At 46.7% G+C, this 18545-nt stretch carries 16 protein-coding genes, 1 tRNA gene and 2 pseudogenes; 3 read left to right on the top strand and 16 right to left on the bottom strand.

Translation table 11 applies throughout. The features are described 5' to 3' along the window. Positions 1-163: 163 nt before the first annotated feature. Positions 164-1468 carry a tRNA(Met) cytidine acetate ligase gene (locus OCV70_RS12465; RefSeq protein WP_117853905.1) on the top strand — a complete coding sequence of 435 codons (1305 nt, stop codon included), beginning with the start codon at positions 164-166 and terminating at the stop codon, positions 1466-1468. Positions 1469-1543: 75 nt separating this feature from the next. On the opposite strand, the gene OCV70_RS12470 is transcribed toward OCV70_RS12465, so the two are convergent. The 8 genes and pseudogenes from OCV70_RS12470 to OCV70_RS20330 form a co-directional block, all read right to left on the bottom strand. Then, positions 1544-2338: an ABC transporter ATP-binding protein gene (locus OCV70_RS12470; protein ID WP_173766293.1), complete on the bottom strand. Its 795-nt coding sequence runs from the start codon at positions 2336-2338 to the stop codon at positions 1544-1546. A 3-nt stretch (positions 2339-2341) separates the two neighbouring features. Beyond that, a complete protein-coding gene (locus OCV70_RS12475; RefSeq protein WP_173766295.1) occupies positions 2342-3268 on the bottom strand; it encodes an ABC transporter permease in 927 nt (308 codons plus the stop codon). A gap of 15 nt (positions 3269-3283) precedes the next feature. Next, a complete protein-coding gene (locus tag OCV70_RS12480; RefSeq protein WP_173766297.1) occupies positions 3284-4309 on the bottom strand; it encodes an ABC transporter substrate-binding protein in 1026 nt (341 codons plus the stop codon). Positions 4310-4920: 611 nt separating this feature from the next. Beyond that, positions 4921-5667 (bottom strand): amino acid ABC transporter ATP-binding protein, encoded by a 747-nt coding sequence (locus OCV70_RS12485; protein WP_021925035.1) that lies wholly within the window; start codon positions 5665-5667, stop codon positions 4921-4923. Positions 5668-5673: 6 nt separating this feature from the next. Then, positions 5674-6171 carry a carboxymuconolactone decarboxylase family protein gene (locus OCV70_RS12490; RefSeq protein ID WP_021925036.1) on the bottom strand — a complete coding sequence of 166 codons (498 nt, stop codon included), beginning with the start codon at positions 6169-6171 and terminating at the stop codon, positions 5674-5676. A gap of 4 nt (positions 6172-6175) precedes the next feature. Then, positions 6176-6856, bottom strand: coding sequence for an amino acid ABC transporter permease (locus OCV70_RS12495; protein ID WP_021925037.1), 681 nt, complete (start codon positions 6854-6856; stop codon positions 6176-6178). Next, positions 6853-7659: a transporter substrate-binding domain-containing protein gene (locus OCV70_RS12500; protein WP_117853912.1), complete on the bottom strand. Its 807-nt coding sequence runs from the start codon at positions 7657-7659 to the stop codon at positions 6853-6855. Before OCV70_RS12500 ends, OCV70_RS12495 begins: the two co-directional genes overlap by 4 nt. Positions 7660-7969: 310 nt before the next feature. Beyond that, positions 7970-8041: pseudogene (locus OCV70_RS20330) on the bottom strand (DUF6783 domain-containing protein); the annotation flags it as partial. Between OCV70_RS20330 and OCV70_RS20335 the strand changes: the two are divergent. Next, positions 8009-8113: pseudogene (locus OCV70_RS20335) on the top strand (DUF6783 domain-containing protein); the annotation flags it as partial. The pseudogenes OCV70_RS20330 and OCV70_RS20335 sit on opposite strands and share 33 nt — an antisense overlap. A 95-nt stretch (positions 8114-8208) precedes the next feature. Here OCV70_RS20335 and OCV70_RS12505 read toward each other — a convergent pair. From OCV70_RS12505 to ftsH, 7 genes are all read right to left on the bottom strand, one after another. After that, positions 8209-9573 (bottom strand): PFL family protein, encoded by a 1365-nt coding sequence (locus tag OCV70_RS12505; protein ID WP_021925039.1) that lies wholly within the window; start codon positions 9571-9573, stop codon positions 8209-8211. An 85-nt stretch (positions 9574-9658) separates the two neighbouring features. Next, positions 9659-9931 (bottom strand): ACT domain-containing protein, encoded by a 273-nt coding sequence (locus tag OCV70_RS12510; RefSeq protein WP_021925040.1) that lies wholly within the window; start codon positions 9929-9931, stop codon positions 9659-9661. A gap of 254 nt (positions 9932-10185) precedes the next feature. Further along, positions 10186-10983 carry an MBL fold metallo-hydrolase gene (locus OCV70_RS12515; protein ID WP_021925041.1) on the bottom strand — a complete coding sequence of 266 codons (798 nt, stop codon included), beginning with the start codon at positions 10981-10983 and terminating at the stop codon, positions 10186-10188. Next, on the bottom strand, positions 10970-11569 hold the full coding sequence (gene coaE, locus OCV70_RS12520) for a dephospho-CoA kinase (RefSeq protein ID WP_021925042.1): 600 nt from the start codon (positions 11567-11569) through the stop codon (positions 10970-10972). The genes OCV70_RS12515 and coaE overlap by 14 nt, the downstream gene beginning before the upstream one ends. 24 nt (positions 11570-11593) lie before the next feature. After that, the gene (polA, locus tag OCV70_RS12525; RefSeq protein WP_021925043.1) at positions 11594-14233 is read right to left on the bottom strand and encodes a DNA polymerase I; all 2640 of its coding nucleotides are present in this window, start codon (positions 14231-14233) and stop codon (positions 11594-11596) included. Positions 14234-14368: 135 nt separating this feature from the next. After that, positions 14369-14788, bottom strand: coding sequence for an anti-sigma factor family protein (locus OCV70_RS12530; RefSeq protein ID WP_243000290.1), 420 nt, complete (start codon positions 14786-14788; stop codon positions 14369-14371). 101 nt (positions 14789-14889) lie between these two features. Continuing rightward, entirely contained in the window at positions 14890-16746 is a 1857-nt protein-coding gene (gene ftsH / locus OCV70_RS12535; protein WP_021925045.1) for an ATP-dependent zinc metalloprotease FtsH, read from the bottom strand. Positions 16747-16961: 215 nt separating this feature from the next. Between ftsH and OCV70_RS12540 the strand changes: the two genes are divergently transcribed. Further along, positions 16962-17044 (top strand) — tRNA-Leu (locus OCV70_RS12540). Between the two features lie 213 nt (positions 17045-17257). Here OCV70_RS12540 and OCV70_RS12545 read toward each other — a convergent pair. After that, entirely contained in the window at positions 17258-18544 is a 1287-nt protein-coding gene (locus tag OCV70_RS12545) for a diaminopimelate decarboxylase (RefSeq protein WP_021925046.1), read from the bottom strand. Between the last annotated feature and the right edge of the window lies 1 nt (position 18545).

Genomic DNA, 18545 nt, shown 5'->3' on the forward strand with positions numbered 1-18545 from the left:
CTTTCATTCGTTACAGTAGTCCTCCGGGTGATCCTCCCAAAACCTTTTGAGTAGGAATCAGCCCTCTGGTAACTTACTCCCATTATACGCCACCCGGCCTTGTATTTCAAGCTTTTCAATGTTAGAATATGGCAGAACAACGTATTTTTTGAGGTGCAATTTCATGAAAACAGCTGGAATCATTGCGGAATACAACCCTTTTCACACAGGGCATAAATATCAGATTGATCATGTGAAGGGTACGCTTAGCGCAGACTATGTGGTCATTGCTATGAGCGGAGATTTTGTGCAGAGGGGTACGCCAGCCCTTCTTTCCAAATATGTGCGGGCCGAGATGGCCTTACGTGCCGGAGCAGACCTGGTGCTGGAGCTTCCTGTTTCCTGTGCCACAGCCAGCGCGGAGCTTTTTGCAAGGAGCGGCGTGCAGCTTCTTGATGGACTTGGGGTGGTGGACACCCTCTGTTTTGGAAGCGAATGCGGGGACACGGAGATTCTTATGAAGCTGGCCGGGATTCTTGTGGAAGAGCCAGAAGAATTCAAAAGTGCTCTTCGACGGAATCTGAAAGAAGGAATGACGTTTCCCAAAGCCAGGAGCTTGGCCCTTGGGGAAGTTTTGCCGGGAAATGAGTCTGAAAAATACCAGCAGGTGCTTTCCTCTCCCAACAATATTCTGGGGATTGAATACTGCAAGGCCATCCTGCGGGAAAACAGCTCCATTGTGCCGACTGCTATAAAGCGTGAAGGAAATGATTATCATGAAAATTCCTTGTTCACAGACAGCTTCCCATCGGCTTCTGCCATCCGAAATGCGGTGATCCAGTCGGCAGCTTCCAATACTGCTTCACTTGCAGATCTCGCCCGTAATTTTCTTCCTGCATCCTGCCAGGAATTGTTTTACGATGCCATTTGTAAGAATGCCTTTCTTCTGGAAAATGACCTGGACAGCCTGTACCGTTACTGCCTCCTTCAGGAAAATGAAACGAGCCTGTGCACATACCTGGACATGTCCCACTCTCTTGCCAGAAGAATTCTCGCCTGCCAGGATCAGTACGAGACCTTTTCCCAGTTTGCAGACCTTCTGAAAACCAGGGATATCACCCGCACCAGGATCCAGAGGGCGCTTCTTCACATGCTTCTTCATATTCAGAAGGCCCCGGAGCAGATTCCCTACGCCCGGGTTCTGGGCTTTCGAAAAAGCAGTTCGGCCCTTCTTGGAGAAATCAAAAAGCGTGGGCACATCCCTTTGCTTACGAAACTTGCCAATGCGAAGGAGATCCTTGCAGCTGCCAGTGATGAGCCTGCTCTGGCGGATCGCGAACCTGTTCGTATAAGGCTCTCTCAGTCTTCCTCCGCTCTTCCATTATTGGACGAAACCACCTTCGCCTCCAACCTCTACGAGAGCATGCTGGCACAAAAAAACGGCACTTCTTACGTGCATGAATACAAACAGCAAATTATAATTTTATAAAAACTTCTATCCATACAAAAAACATCCTGGCTGCTTCAAAATTCCCTGCAGTCAGGATGTTTGTATCTTATATCTTTATTTCTCATTAGAAAGAAGAATCCGGTCATTGTCCAGTTTCTTTCCGACGCCAACCTTAAACTTATCAAGAAGTCCCTCTACCGTAAGTCCTTTCTTCTCTTCTCCCTTGATATCCAGAACAATATTTCCGGAATCCATCATCAGAATGCGGTTGCCAAGCTCTAAGGCAGACTGCATGTTGTGGGTGATCATCAGACAGGTCAGATGATGTTCCTCCACAATCCTTTTGGTCAGGTTCAGCACCTTCTCGGCTGTGCCCGGGTCAAGTGCTGCTGTATGCTCATCCAGAAGCAGAAGCTTGGGCGGATTCATAGTTGCCATCAGAAGGGTAAGTGCCTGTCTCTGGCCTCCGGAAAGCAGTCCCACCGGATGGTTCATGCGGTTCTCCAGTCCGATATCCAGAAGCGCCAGCTGCTCACGGAACCGTTCCTTATCACTTTTGGAAATACGGGAAAGCCAGCCGCCTTTTCCTGCCGCAAGGGCAAGATTCTCTTCAATGGTCATGCCCGGCGCCGTTCCTCTCATAGGATCCTGGTAAAGGCGCCCAATGTTCTTGGCTCTGGCATGCTGGGGCATAAACGTAATGTCCTGTCCATCCAGCACGATAGAACCGGAATCTGTGAGAAAATCCCCGCAGATGGCATTAAACATGGTAGACTTGCCGGCTCCGTTGGAACCGATGATGGTTGCAAAATCACCTTTTTCAAGATGAAGGGACAGATCCTGGATTGCCACCTTCTCATTCACGGTACCCGGATTAAAGGTTTTGGAAATATGTGAAAGCTTCAGCATGGCTTAAAATCCTCCCTTCTTGTGTGTCATTCTTCGTTTCAGCTGCGGCCACTGCCGTTTCAGGTACGGACCGGAAATAGCCAGAATGACGATCACAGAGGATACCAGCTTCAGCATAAATGCCGGCATGTTAAATCTCAGTGCAACGGTATACACCAGACGGAAAATAAAGGAACCAAGAACCATTCCCACCGCTCTTACAAAGATCCCGCCTTTTCCCAGGATGGTACCGCCGATGAGAAGGGAAGCCAGTGCGATGGTAACCATTCCCTGACCGATGTTGATATCCACAGATTTCTGTGACTGGGAAAGCAGGCATCCGGACAGTGCTGTAAAGGAGTTGGCGATACAAAGTCCCACGATTGTTGTAAATACGGGATTGATGGAGGACGACTTCACCATATCCGCGTTGTTTCCAGTGGCACGGATTGCAAGACCAAGCCGTGTCTTCAGGAAAACTACCAGGAACGCGATCACTGCTGCTACTGCGATCAGCGCAACAAGAATGTCTGCTCTTCCTTTCAATGGAGTATCTGCCAGAACATCCTTCATCATGGAAAATACCGTGTCTGTACGGTTCATATTGATCAGGGAAGAGCCTCCCATCACCGCAATGTTAATGGAATACAGTCCTGTATTCACAATAATTCCCGCAAGCAGACTGTCCACGCCCATCTTCGTCTGCAAGAATCCGGTTACAAAACCGGAGCAGATTCCGGCAAGCATTGCCGCTATAATAGATAAAAAAGGATGTCCGCTGACCGCCACGGCGGCTCCTACAGCGGCGCCTAAGGTAAAGCAGCCGTCTGTAGAAAGGTCGCAGACATTCAGCATGGAATAACTTAAAAATAATGCAAGGACAGTCAGAGAACAGATCAGTCCCAGTTTCAGGGCAGTTTCTCCTAAGGAGAGTGCAGTAGCCAGTGTCACAGTTTTTCCCTCCGGTTAGTTTTCTTCCAGTTCATCAAAGCTCTCTGCTGTGGTGATCTCATTTACCTGTGTGCAAAGAGGTTCCATAGCTGCTTTGACAGTCTCAAAATCAAGGCCAAGTGCCTCGCAGGTTTCTGTATTTACAGTTGCAGTACCGTTGTCAAAAGTCTCTACAGGAGTGGTAGCCGGATCTGCGCCGTTTAAAAGAATGTCAGCAACCATATCTGCTGTTTTTGCGCCAAGGTTTGCATAGTCAACGCCGTATCCCGCGAAAGCTCCGTTTAACGCGAAGGAATCAGCTCCTGTGTAGTGCGGGATTTCTGCATCAATGAATTTCTCATAGATAGAAAGCTCTGCTGTCATGATGGTGTTGTCCGTTGGGGTAAATACGGCATCTACACCGTCTGCAACAAGCGCATCTGCTGCAAGCTGTACCTCATCTGTGGTGGTTCCGGTACGCTCTACATACTCGATTCCGTTCTCATCCATGTAAGCCTTTGCTGCTTCGATGGCTGCTGTGGAGGAATCCTGTCCGATATCATATAAAAGTCCGATCTTTTTGGTGTCTGGATTTACTGCTTCGATCAGCTTCATAATGGAAGCGGTATCCAGATAATCGCTTGTTCCGGTAAGGTTTGCACCAGGTGCGTCAAGAGACTCTACCAGTCCTGCTCCAACCGGGTCAGATACTGCGGAAAATACAACCGGAGTGTCGGTTCCTTCTGTGCTTGCCTGCATACGCATAGCTACCGGAGTTGCAACGCCTACCATCAGATCTACGCCGTCAGCCTGGAAATCAGAGATGATCTGCTCCATTACGTTGGCATCCGCGTTGCAGTTGTCATAGGAGATCTCGAAGTTTACACCCTTTTCTTCCCCAATTTCTGCAAGACGGCTCTCTAAGTTGTCTACGATCTGGTTCAGGGATGCATCATCTACGTAGTTGCAGATACCGATCTTATAGTCATCTGCAAGAACAGGTGTTGCCATCATCATAGTTGCCATTGTTGCTGCTGCGATTGCGATCATTCTTTTTTTCATAGTTGTTTTCCTCTCTCTCTTAAAATTGGCTGGGGAATTACTGAGCCGATTCCCCGCATCTTGTCTGCGAGAAAGAATGAGTGGGATAAATAAAAATCCGCCTCAAGAACAACGCTTTCGTTGTTCTTTGAGACGGTAATAAGTTCTTATTATCGCGGTGCCACTCAAATTGACAAATCGTCCACTTTCTCATGTACAAACATACACTCCTGATTGGTAACGGGTTCGGTTCCCGTCGGTGCCTACTCTTGGTTCAAAATTTCGGGCCGCCCTCGAAAGTCCATTCCGCCAGCCGCTTCATACGAAGATCACACCATCCTCCGCTCTCTGTCAGGTCATCACTCATTCCATTCACAATGACCAAATGTCACATCTGGTTTACTACTCTTTCTCATCGGTTTAACTGGTTTATACTTTAGCACAGTACTGTAAGAATGTCAAGTGCAATTTTAAAGATATCGAGAATTGCGGCGCGAAATCATGCAAAGCATGATTTCTGTGCATCGCGAAGCGTGTTACTGGGCACGGAGTGAACAGTAACAGCTGCTTTGCAGCGGAGCAATTCGTGGATATCAAGTTAGGGTCAAAATGCTTTTTGCCCCTAACTTCCTTTAAATGGAATAGTCTGAATCTGTCATGTGTAGAAATGCCATGGTCTTCGGGTTCTTCGGGCAGGCGAAAAATTCTTTGGAAGGAGCTTCTTCTACAATTACGCCATCTTCCATATACACCACCCAGTTCGCCACTTTCCGGGCAAATTCCATTTCGTGAGTAACTACTACCATGGTGGTTCCCTCGTCTGCCAGTTTCCGCATAACATCCAGAACTTCTCCGGTGAGTCTTGGATCCAGGGCAGATGTGGGCTCATCAAACAGCACCACTTCCGGGTTATAGGCAATGGCTCTTGCAATGGCCACGCGCTGCTGCTGACCGCCGGAGAGCTGATCCGGGTAGAAATTGGCACGATTCTCCATGCCTACTTTTCCCAGCATTTCCATAGCTCTTTTTTGGGCTGCTTTGACAGAGATTTTTCGGGCTGCTGTAAGGCCTTCCAGCACATTCTGAAGGGCTGTTTTGTTGCGAAAAAGATTATAGCCCTGGAAAACAAAGCCCATTTTCATCCGCAATTCTTTAATTTCCTTCCTGGTAACTGCGGTAATGTCCTTCTGGAAGTCATCAAAGGTAATCTCTCCCTGATCTGCCTGCTCAAGGAAACTGATACAGCGCAAAAGGGTGGTTTTTCCTGAGCCGCTGTTTCCCAGAACTGCGATCACAGAACCCTTCTCCACTTTAAAGTCCACACCTTTCAGGACCTCATTTGAACCAAATTTTTTATGAATATTTTTTACTTCCAGCATAGGTTTTCACGCTTCTACTTTCAGAATATCATTAAAATAGTTATTGGCGATCATCATCACGCCCATTGCGGTGATCACTACAATTTCTTCCTCTGTGAACTGCTCTTTTAACTGGGCATAAATTTCCTCCGGAACATTTTTCGGGTCTCTGGCAAGGGCGCGTCCGAATGAAATCAGGAGATTTTCTTTGTCCGTAAATTCAAAGGTATCGAAATCGATTCCGTTCTCTTTCAGAAGCTTTCTGAAATACGTGCTGCATACCAGGCAGTCGTTTTCCTCCGAGATGGCATACTCGAAAAAGTCGCCTGCCCGCTTGCCGATCAGTCTCTGAAGCTCCCGGTCCAGAGCATAAGAACTGGCCTCAATGGCATTGAACGCCTCTGCATTGTGAAGCAGGGTAAGCTTCTCGTTGGTAAGCTTATAGCCCTGTGCAAGGTGCTCCTCGATTACTTTCTTTTCTTTTTCTCCGGCGGTTTCCGGATTTATTTTTGAAATATAAGACATATTATCATCCTTTCACTGGCGCAGGTGTATTCCAGACCAGTTTTTTCTCAAAATAGTTTTGGATCCAGGTTAAAACCGTGCAGATCATTAGATAGATGACTGCTGCTTCGCAGTACAGGGCAAATGGTTCATAGGTTCTGGCCGCGATCTGCTGTGCGGTGGTAAAAAGTTCCACTACTGTAATGCTGGAAGCAAGGGAGGTATCCTTGGTTAATCCGATCAGGGAATTGAATAATGGCGGGAATGCAATCCGAAATGCCTGGGGCATTACAACACGTAACATGGTCTGTGGATAATTCAAACCTATCATGTACGCGGCTTCTGTCTGTCCCTGGGGTACAGCCTGGATGGCAGAACGGAAAATTTCGGCATTGTATGCGCCAAGGTTCAGTGCAAAAGCAATCACAGCAGACGGAAAAGCATCCAGCACAATTCCCACAGAGGGCAGACCGAAGAAAATGATAAACAGCTGTACAATCAGCGGCGTTCCTCTGAATACCCAAATGTAGAATCTGGAAAATTGCTTCAGTCCTTTGATATTTGCAGTCTGTACCACTGCCAGAAACAGTGCAATGGTACAGCCAAGTACAAAAGAAATTAAGGTAAGGGGAATGGTAACTTTAATTCCGGGGATAAGGATTCTGGTAAAAGAAGAAATCAGAATCTGTGCTAATCTTTCACTCATGATTCGCTGTCCGGTGCCTCAGTGAAATCGGCGTCAAAATAATTTTCTGAAAGCTTGGATAAAGTACCGTCCGCTTTTAATTCGTCAATCGCTGTCTGGATGGCATCCAGAAGTTCTGTTTCCCCTTTTTTCACAGGAACTGCATATTCATCAACAGAGTCTGGGACGGAAAAAGCGGCTTCCAGCTCTGCATCCGGGTGTTCTTTCAGATAACTGCTGAACACATTTGCGTTAAAGCTGCAAAAATCAGCTCTGCCTGAGAGAACCAAAGATGCAGCCTCATCCGAGGTGGAAATTGCAACTACTTCGGCACCGGCGGCTTTGTAAATGTCAGCGGTAGTGGAGGTAATATTGGTAGCAACCTTTTTTCCCTTCAGGTCATCCCAGGATTTAATCTCATCGTTGCCCTTTTTGATCACAACCTGCTGCTCGATATAAAAATAGGGGCCTGCGAAATCATATTTTTCTTTTCGTTCGTCTGTAACACTTACAGCATTGATTACAGTATCAATACGGCCGCTGTCAATTCCTGCAAGAAGAGAATCCCAGTCAGCTTCGGTAAAGTCCACCTCTACTCCCAGCTTCTCTGCAATTGCCTTTGCTACATCCACATCAAAGCCAGTGAGATTTCCATCTTCATCGTGGTATGTATATGGCTGATAAGTTCCCTCCACACCTACTTTGATCACACCTGCATTCTGAATATCCTCCAGTTCATTTGCAAATACAAGCTGTGTGCCGCCAAAAAGAAGAGTTCCTGTTAAAACAGCTGTAAAAAGTCTATGTAATGTTTTCGTTTTCATAATAATTCTCCTCGTTCAATTTATAAAATATTGTCTGTTCGTTGTGATTTGCTGCAATGGAATCATTCACGGATTTCCCAAAGCTGAAAGATTCACAACATTTTCTGCCGAATGTTTGGATGATGCAATATAGTAACAAGTCTTAAAGCTGCAGTGGTCATTCTCATTTTCATTTCCATTTCCCCCTGTTTTATATTTCCTATTTTTTCAATAGGTTTAATGTGATTAAGATGATAACATAGGACAACCAGATTGTCTACTATAGAATTTTAATAGCTGGTTATAGGATATATTTATAGCGGAAGTGTGTTCATAGAGGATTTCGGCTAGAGCGTGTTTGAAAAAGGCTTTCTGCAAGATGTGCGTCACAATTTGCGGGAGATTTTACCCCCAAAAACAACAAAGTGCAGTTCCGGTATGCACGAAGCATATCCGGGCTGCACTTTGTTTTTAAAATGAAAATTATGATACTTGTTTTTATATCGTATGACCGATAAAAATCCGAACTTTCCTGTGCGTTGCACAAGAAGCAGCGTTTGCTGCGTAAGCTTAATTCTTAAAACTATGGATCGGAGCCGGGATGCGTCCGCCTCTTGCTACAAAAGCTTCGCAGGAGAAATTATTGACCGGCATGATCGGGGCATATCCAAGAAGGCCGCCAAATTCAACCGTCTCTCCCACTCCTTTTCCGATTACCGGGATCAGACGGACTGCTGTGGTCTTCTGGTTCACCATTCCAATGGCTGCCTCATCTGCGATAATACCGGAAATAGTGGATGCCTTGGTGTCTCCCGGAACTGCGATCATATCCAGTCCAACGGAGCATACGCAGGTCATGGCTTCCAGCTTCTCAATGGTAAGGGCGCCTGCTGTCACAGCGTCGATCATTCCCTGATCCTCACTGACTGGAATAAACGCGCCGCTTAATCCGCCCACTGCTGTGGATGCCATGACACCGCCTTTTTTCACCTGGTCGTTCAGAAGGGCAAGGGCTGCAGTGGTTCCCGGTGCGCCGGCTCTCTCAAGGCCGATCTCCTCCAGAATCTCAGCCACACTGTCGCCGATTGCAGGAGTTGGCGCAAGGGAAAGATCCACAATACCAAATGGAACGCCAAGCATCTTGGATGCCTCACGGGCAACCAGCTGTCCCACACGGGTAACCTTAAATGCGGTACGTTTGATCATCTCGCAGAGAGTCTCGAAATCCTCTCCTCTTACTTTCTCAAGAGCGGTTTTTACAACGCCAGGTCCGCTGACGCCGACATTGATAATACTGTCTGCCTCTGTAACACCGTGGAAAGCACCTGCCATAAACGGGTTGTCATCCGGCGCGTTGCAAAATACCACCAGCTTGGCACAGCCAAGGGAATCCTGCTCTTTGGTAGCCTCTGCTGTCTCAAGGACGATTTCTCCCATCAGCTTCACGGCGTCCATGTTGATTCCGGTCTTTGTGGAACCAACGTTTACAGAGCTGCACACCCGCTCAGTGCTTGCAAGTGCCTGGGGAATGGAACGGATCAAAAGCTCTTCTGCGGGGGTCATTCCTTTGCTTACAAGAGCAGTGTATCCGCCGATAAAGTTTACTCCAACCTGTTTTGCAGCTTTGTCAAGAGTCTTGGCGATGGTCACAAAGTCCTCTGTGGTCTTGCAGGCAGCTCCGCCTATCAGACCAATCGGGGTTACGGAAATTCGTTTATTTACAATGGGAATTCCGTACTGGGCAGAAATCTTCTCTCCGGTTGCTACCAGATCCTTAGCATAAGTGGTAATTTTGTTATAAATTTTTTCATTTAATTTATCAAGATCACTGTCAATGCAATCCAGCAGGCTGATTCCAAGGGTGATGGTACGAACATCCAGGTTCTCCTGCTCGATCATTTTATTGGTCTCGTTTACCTCAAACATATTAATCATAGCGTATGTGTTCCTTTCAAGTATAATGAAACTGTCGTCTTCTGACGACATTTTTAATGAAAGTCAGCTGTCCGGGACTTTCCTTTCAGATTCTATGCATTACGTTGAAAATATCCTCGTGCTGACAGTGGATCACTACGCCGATCTCATCCCCGAGAGCAGCCAGTTCCTTGGAAAGAGTTGCAATTTCCTTGTCTGAAGCGCTGGTGTCTGCGACCATCATCATGTTAAAATATCCCTGTACAATCGTCTGGGAAATGTCCAGAATGTTGACCTGGTTCTGGGCAAGATAGGTACATACCTTTGCAATGATACCAACGGTGTCGTTTCCTACTACTGTGATGATTGTTTTTTTCATGATACTCCTCCTGTGTTTGGGCATGCGGCCCATATTTGACTGTTGCTGCAAGCAGCAGCTATGGCTGTCTCAGGGAAACTCATTGCTGTACTCTAAAGCAAATTTGAAAAAAGCTCCAGATGAACAGTCCAAGATCTCCCCCATGACCTGTATACAAAAACGGACAGAATGTTTTCCGAAACCGCCGCCATCTGCGGCAGCAAAAAAGCCAGCTTGGGGCGTGCAGATTGCGGGAATGCTTTTTCAACCTCACTCTAGAGCATGACCACATCTGAAATACTGTCACGTTTCGCAACCTGTATCTTGAAATCTTTGGATTTATATGGATTATCTCCAAGGGTCACCTCTGAGCACACGGTCTCATAGGCAAGAGCCTCGTAGTTGTTTTCCTTGCTTAAATGTCCCAGGAATATGGCTTTCATATCGTCATGCAAAAGCCGACAAAGCAGCCTTCCTGCATTTTCATTGGAAAGATGCCCTCTGTCTCCCAGGATACGCTGTTTCAGATAATAGGGATAGCTTCCCACCTGAAGCATGCGGATATCGTGGTTCGCTTCCAGCAAAAGGGCGTCCAGATTCTGTAAATTATCTACTATGTATTTGTTATATTTGCCAAGGTCTGTGGCAATCCCCACTGCCTTGTCCTGACATTCCAGACGATATCCTACAGGCTGTGCCGCATCGTGTGGAATGGAAAACGGATGGATGGTCAGATCCTTAATATGAAAGTCCTGATCCTCCTCAATCTCATGGAAGGTATCCTCGGGAAGCTTCTGCATGTTCTTCATACGGCTGATGGCATCTGCCGTGCCGCCTGTTGTATACACGGGAATGTGGTATCTGCGCGCCATCACCCCAAGCCCGCTTACATGATCGGAATGCTCGTGGGTGACCAGGATAGCATCAATGTCATTGCCTGTCAGCTCCAGCTGGTTCAGGCCCTGCTCAATTCTTTTCCCGCTGATTCCTGCATCTACCAGGACATGGGTTTCTTCTGATCCCACATAAATACAGTTTCCGCTGCTGCCGCTGGCAATGCTACAAAATCTCATTTCTTCTTACTCCTTCTTCGATCTGCTTCCATGTTTCTTCCAGATCGCCGTTATTTTCTACCGTATAGTCTGTGTGGGCACGGAAATATTCCACTGAAGCCTGATTGCGGATGATACCAAGAGATTTTTCCCTTGTATAGCCCCGGTTCTCCATCAGTCTCTGAATCCGGATTTCTTCGTCTGTGTGGACATACCACACTTCATCGCAGAATTCTTCGTAATGCTCTTCTAAGAAAAGAGCCGCCTCTACAATGCAAAGCTTGCAGCCCTGTTGTTCCTTCTCTTTCAGACTTCGTAAAATATACCGTTTCACAGCCGGATGAATGATGCCGTTTAACTGCTCCAGCATATCCGGTTGTCCAAATACTACATCCGAAACCCTCTTCCGGTCAATAGTTTTATCGTTTTTTATCACATCTTTTCCAAACAGGCGGATCACGGGCTCATAACATTCTTCCCCAGGTTCCATCACAAGATGGCCAACTTCGTCTGCCTGAATTACGTATGCATCGTATTTTTTCTCAAGGAAAGCAAGCACCGTGCTTTTCCCGGCGCCTACCCCTCCTGTAATTCCTATGGTTCTCATTTGTTTTGCCTCATATGCATGGATTTATTTCGCTTCGTACCAGTTATCTCCCTGGTGCATGTCCACTTCCAGCTCTACTGCCAGATGAGCAGCCCCCTTCATCTCCTCTTCCAGAATTCTGGAAACCTGTGGAATTTCATCCTTCCAGGTTTCAATGAGAAGCTCATCGTGTACCTGAAGCACAAGCCTGGATCTTAATTTCTCATCCAGAAGGCGCTTATACACACGGTTCATGGCAATTTTAATAATATCTGCGGCAGTTCCCTGAATTGGGGAGTTCATTGCCACTCGCTCTCCAAAGGAACGCTGCATGAAATTACTGGATTTCAGTTCCGGCACCGGACGTCTTCTGCCAAACATGGTGGAAACGTAGCCCTTTTCTTTTCCCTGCTCCACCAGACCATCCAGAAAGCCCTTAATACTTGGGTATGTCTCAAAATACTTCTGGATATAGGCAGCTGCTTCTTTCCTGGTAATGCTAAGATCCTGACTCAGTCCAAAGGAGCTGATACCGTACACAATGCCGAAGTTTACTGCCTTGGCGTTTCGTCTCTGCAGCGGGGTGACTTCTTCAAGGGGGATGTGGAATACCTGGGATGCAGTCAGTCTGTGGATATCCTCTGCCTCCCGGTATGCCTGGATCAGCTTCTCATCCCCGGACATATGGGCCAGCACGCGAAGCTCAATCTGAGAATAATCCGCATCCAGAAATACAAAGCCAGGCTCCGGCACAAAAACCTTGCGGATCAGTCTTCCCAGCTCCATGCGCACTGGAATGTTCTGAAGATTCGGCTCTGTACTGCTGATTCTGCCTGTTGCGGTAATAGTCTGGTTAAAGGTGGAATGGATTCTTCCATCTGCTTCAATTACAGCGCCAAGACCGTCTGCATAGGTGGATTTCAGCTTGGCAAGCTGCCTGTATTCCAAAATATCGTTTACAATGGGATGATCCGGTGCCAGCTTCTCCAGAATGTCTGCGGAAGTGGAATAGCCGGTTTTGGTCTTTTTCCCGCCGGGAATTCCCATTTTTTCAAAAAGGATAACTCCAAGCTGCTTGGGGGAATTAATATTGAATTCCTCTCCTGCCTGCTGCCAGATCAGCTTCTCCAGCTCCTGGATGCGGACCGTCAGCTGATCTCCGTAATTTTTCAGTTCTTCCCCTTTCACTTCGATTCCCCATTTTTCCATGGAATCCAGGGTAAATACAAGGGGAAGCTCAATTTCTGTGTAAACTTTCCACATGCTGGTTTCCTTCAGCTTCTCTTCCAGCGGCCCTCTGACACAAAATGCGGTGTAGGCCATGTAGCATGCCAGCTGCTCCAGCTCTGGCATGTCCTGCTCCCAGGCTTTTTTCAGGGAGATTTTGCCAAGAAGCTCTTCTTTTGCAGGAATGGCTTTGCCATCCAGATAATCCCGGGCAAGCTCTTCATAGGTATAAGTGCTCTTTAATGGATTCAGAAGGTAGGCTGCAATACCGCAGTCAAAGACCTTTGCTTCCGGGCGCAGTTCGATATGCTTTAACATGGCTTTTACATCCATGGAGCAAAGCATGGTATTCTGGCTGAGACTTTCAAGTTTCTCACTAAGATAGCCTGGTGTAGTCATTCCCTGTACTGGAATGTAATAAATTTCATCCTCATTTAATGCCAGTCCCAGACCGTATGTGCCCTCTTTGTCTCCAAGAAGACTGACTCCAACCGCTTCTGCCTGCGCCGCTTTCTCAAAAAGAGCCTCGCAGCCCTCGAAATCACTGCAGGTAAAAAAGTCCTGTTCCATAGAGTCCTCGTTCACCTGTGCAGGATCAAAGCGGTTCAAAAAGCTTCTGAAATCCAGCTTTCGGCACAGCTCATAGGCTTCCTTTGTGTAAAGATCCCCGACTTTGGCATCCTCACAGGAAAATTCCACCGGGCTGTCCGTACAAATTGCAGCAAGTTCCCGGCTTAACTGTGCCAGTTCGTAATGTTCCAGAAGGGATTCCCGCGCACGTTTCTGGGGAATCTCTTCCGCGTGGGCGTAAGCATTCTCCACAGTGCCGTATTCTTTAATCAAGCGGGTGGCATTTTTCTCTCCCACTCCCGGGATTCCCGAAATATTGTCTGCGGAATCTCCCATAAGGGCTTTCAGTTCGATAATCTGGGAGGGAGTGACCTGATAATGCTCCAGCACCTCATCCTCATGATAGCTCTCTATAAGGGTCTGTCCCTTGGCTGTTTTTGGAATACGAATCAGGGTTTTCTTTGATGCCAGCTGCAGCAGATCCCGGTCACCGGAAAGAACTGTCACATCCATACCTTTCTCTTCGCTTCTTTTCGCCAGGGTTCCAAGGAGATCGTCTGCCTCATAGCCGGCCAGGGAAATGGTGGTTATCCCCATGGCAGCCAGCATTTCCTGAAGCAGGGGAAGCTGCTCTTTTAGTTCTTCCGGCATTGGTTTGCGGGTACCTTTATATTCTGGATATTTCTGATGACGGAAGGTAGGCTCGCTTCTGTCAAAAGCTACTGCCAGGTATTCCGGCTTTTCTTCTTCCAGTACTCTAAACAGAATATTCAGAAAACCGTAAACAGCGCCCGTGTGCAGTCCCTCCGGACTGGTGAGATCCGGCAGCCCGTAAAATGCTCTGTTCAAAATACTGTGACCATCTATCAATAAAATTTTCTCACACATGTGTGCCTCCTGTACAGCAGTTTTTTTCAAACACGCTCTAATATAACGAAAATCAAATATCAGCTCTATTGCCACAGCATATAAAAAATCAGACAAGTCAACATAGCGGTTACTTAATATTCGCTGTAATGCAGATTACAAGGTCTGCATAATAATATAAATTAAAAATCCTCCAAGCCCAGCAATTAAGGTACAAAAACCTACGCCGCTTAAGGCTCTTCGGAATTTCATTTTCAATATATAGTGCTTGGATCTGCGGATGTCATCCTCAAGAAGCTCCCGAAGGTCCAGCGAAGAATCCCCGCTTTCCTCATCCAGCTGGCGCATGGCGGCATGAACAATGAAATACGTCTCCAGTTCATCGTAACAGGATGGACAATTCTCCACATGATCCAGAAAATCCTCCAGCTCATTTACGGACAGATCATGTTCAATATATCGGTTTACCATACTCTCAGCAGTCTGACAATTCATGGATTTTCCCCCTGTCTTTTTGGTACTGTAGTTCTTCGCCGCTGTTTTCCACTGCAGGTTCTCCTGCAGTATTTTCTGCAAGCCTACGGCCCATATCGGTTATTATATCCGAATCCTCAAAAAAACACAAGGGAGTGGAAAAAAACATGGCATCGTTCTTTTGCACTCCCTTTTGCGGTTTCTTATTCTTCTGCTGTAAGCACCCTTGGCGGGTCATTCAAAATCTTCATAAATTCCTCGCCTGTAATGGTTTCATGCTCATACAGGTATTTGGCAAGCTCGTGGAGCTTCTCAATGTTGTCCTCCAGGATCTTGTAAGCTTTCTCATGCTGTCTGCGCACCAGTTCCACAACCTTCTTGTCCAGAAGAGTCTGTGTCTCAAAGGAACAGCTCAGGCTTGCATCTCCGCCCAGATACTGGTTGTTCATGCTCTCCATTGCTACCATGTCAAATTCGTCACTCATTCCATAGCGGGAAATCATGCCCCGGGCAATTTTAGTCGCCTGCTCAATATCATTGGATGCACCTGTTGTGATGCTGTGGAAAATCAGTTCCTCTGCAGCACGCCCTCCTGTGAAGGTGGCGATCTTGTTCTCCAGTTCCTCCTTGGACATCAGGAAATGTTCCTGTTCATCCACCTGCATGGTGTATCCAAGTGCACCAGAGGTACGGGGGATAATGGTAATCTTATGAACCGGAGCCGAATCCGTCTGCTTGGCAGCTACAAGTGCGTGTCCCACCTCGTGATAAGAAACGATCAGCTTCTCCTTATTGGAAAGTACGCGGTTCTTCTTCTGATATCCAGCAATTACAACCTCAATGCTCTCTTCAAAATCTGCCTGTGTAGCAAATTTTCTGCCGTCACGTACTGCACGCAGGGCAGCCTCATTTACAACATTGGCAAGCTCTGCGCCGGAAGCTCCGGCTGCTGCCTTGGCAATATCCTCAAAGCGTACGCTATCCGCAATCTTGATCTTCTTGGCGTGAACCTTAAGAATTTCCTCACGACCCTTCAAATCGGGAAGTTCTACCGGAATACGTCTGTCAAATCGTCCCGGACGAAGCAATGCCGGATCAAGAGAATCCGGACGATTGGTTGCTGCCAGAATCACAACACCCTTAGAACCGTCAAAGCCATCCATCTCTGTAAGAAGCTGATTCAGGGTCTGCTCACGCTCATCATTCCCGCCGGTGAAGCTTCCGCTGTCACGCTTCTTTCCGATAGTATCAATTTCGTCAATAAATACGATACAGGGTGCTTTCTCATTAGCCTGCTTAAACAGATCCCGAACCTTGGCAGCTCCCATACCAACAAACATTTCTACAAATTCAGAGCCTGAGATAGAGAAGAAAGGAACCTCCGCTTCACCTGCAACTGCCTTGGCAAGCAGGGTTTTACCTGTACCTGGAGGGCCTACAAGAAGGGCACCTTTGGGCATGGAAGCTCCGATTTCCGTATATTTCTGCGGATTGTGAAGATAATCTACGATTTCCGTAAGAAGCTCCTTGGCCTCATCCTCGCCTGCTACGTCTGTAAACTTAATACCTGTGGAAGATTTCACATATACCTTGGCATTGCTTTTGCCAAAGGACATGGCTCCGCCAGGACCTCCGCCCATGGAGCTCATCATCTTCCTGCTCAGCCATCTACCAAGTAAAACAAAGATGCCAATGGGAATCACATAACCTATGATCAGACTGAGAAGAATGGACTGCTTCTGGGGCTCTACTGCCTCCATGCTGGTGCCGGCGTCGTAAAGGCGGCTTACCAGATCCGGATCATCCATGCGCACGGTCTTGCAGACAACGTCTTCTCCGTTCTTTCTTACCACATAATAGATGTAATCATCCTGTACTTCTGCCTTGGACACATTTCCACGCTCTACATTGCTGAGGAATGTGCTGTAATCTGTCTTCTCCACAGAGCGCTCCTGCATGGCAGGGATTGCGAACACGTTCAGGAGAAGAATCACCACTACCGCCACCAGCACGAAAATGTATAAGGGACGGTTCTCTGGTTTTTTATGGTCAATATTCATTGGCATTTCCTCCATATTCTGTCAACTGTTAAATACTTTAGCATTTCTAATTGGGAATATCAATATTCTGCCCGGAAAATTTATAAACTTTTCATTCTTTTCATCATTCCTTTATTTCCTCATTGTGTGTATTTTTTACACAATTTCATAAATTAATTTCGGAAATCCACTTGCATAACATGACAATTTATGCTATCATATATCTTGTTTCAACCGCCGGCATGTCGGAATGGCAGACGAGGCAGACTCAAAATCTGTTGTAGGCAACTACGTGTGGGTTCAAGTCCCACTGCCGGCAATTTCATACGTTTCTATGAATCCCGTCAGAGCCTTGTCCTGCGGGATTTTTTCTTACCTAAGGGAGTAAACATGAAGCCAAAAGTATTTATAGCCGCCCATCTTGTTGCTTGGATTTAATTGCACAAAAAGCGATACCACTCAACTTCCGGAGTTGAACGATATCGCTTTTTATATTGTGCTTAATTGCCTAATTACAATTCATCCCCGGCAATCACGCCTTCTCCTCATCTTCCAGCAGCTTCTCAAAAATCGGGAAGCAGTCGAAGGTTGCGAAGTAGTCTCTTGGGGTCTCGGCGCGGCGGATCATGTCGAAGGTTCCGTCCTCGTGAAGAAGGATCTCCGCAGATTTCAGCTTGCCGTTGTAGTTGTAGCCCATGGAAAAGCCGTGGGCACCGGCATCATGGATCACCAGATAATCTCCCATGTCAATCTTCGGAAGATAACGGTCAATGGCAAATTTATCATTGTTCTCACAAAGAGATCCTGTAATGTCATACAGATGATCGCAAGGCTGATCCTCCTTGCCAAGAACGGTAATATGATGATAAGCACCGTACATAGCCGGACGCATCAGGTTTACTGCACAGGAATCCACGCCGATATATTCCTTGTGGGTATGTTTCTCATGGATTGCCTTGGTTACCAGGCAGCCATACGGTCCCATCATGAAACGTCCCAGCTCAGTGTAGATTGCCACATCTCCCATTCCTTCCGGAACAAGAACTTCCTCGTAAACCTTGCGCACACCCTCTCCGATCACACGGATATCATTAGGTGTCTGTTCCGGACGATACGGAATACCGATACCACCGGAAAGATTGATAAACTTAATGTGCGCTCCTGTCTCCTTCTGAAGCTTAACAGCAAGCTCAAACATTACCTTTGCAAGCATTGGGTAATATTCGTTCGTTACAGTATTGCTGGCAAGAAATGAATGGATACCAAACTCCTTTGCACCCTTGCTTTTAAGAATACGGAAAGCATCAAAAATCTGTTCCGTTGTCATACCGTATTTGGCATCTCCCGGATTGTCCATAATATCATTGCTGATCTTGAATACTCCGCCTGGATTATAGCGGCAGCTGATAATTTCCGGAATCCTGCCTACAGCCTTTTCCACACTCTCAATGTGAGTGATATCATCCAGATTAATAATTCCACCAATTTCATCTGCATACTTAAACTCTTCGTTCGGAGTATCATTGGAGGAAAACATAATGTCTCCCTTTCCGCAGCCGATTGCCTTGGAAAGCATAAGCTCTGTCATGGAAGAGCAGTCACAGCCGCAGCCATATTCCTGCAGAATCTTAATGAGAAATGGATTAGGTGTTGCTTTTACGGCAAAAAATTCCTTAAATCCCTTATTCCATGCAAATGCTTCCTTTAAAGCCTGTGCATTCTCACGGATTCCCCTCTCATCATAGAGATGGAACGGTGTAGGATACTTCTTTGCAATTTCCTGAACCTTCTCCAATGTTACAAAAGGTGTTTTTTTCATA

Source organism: Blautia acetigignens, from assembly GCF_025566865.1.
Classification (GTDB): domain Bacteria; phylum Bacillota; class Clostridia; order Lachnospirales; family Lachnospiraceae; genus Blautia_A; species Blautia_A acetigignens.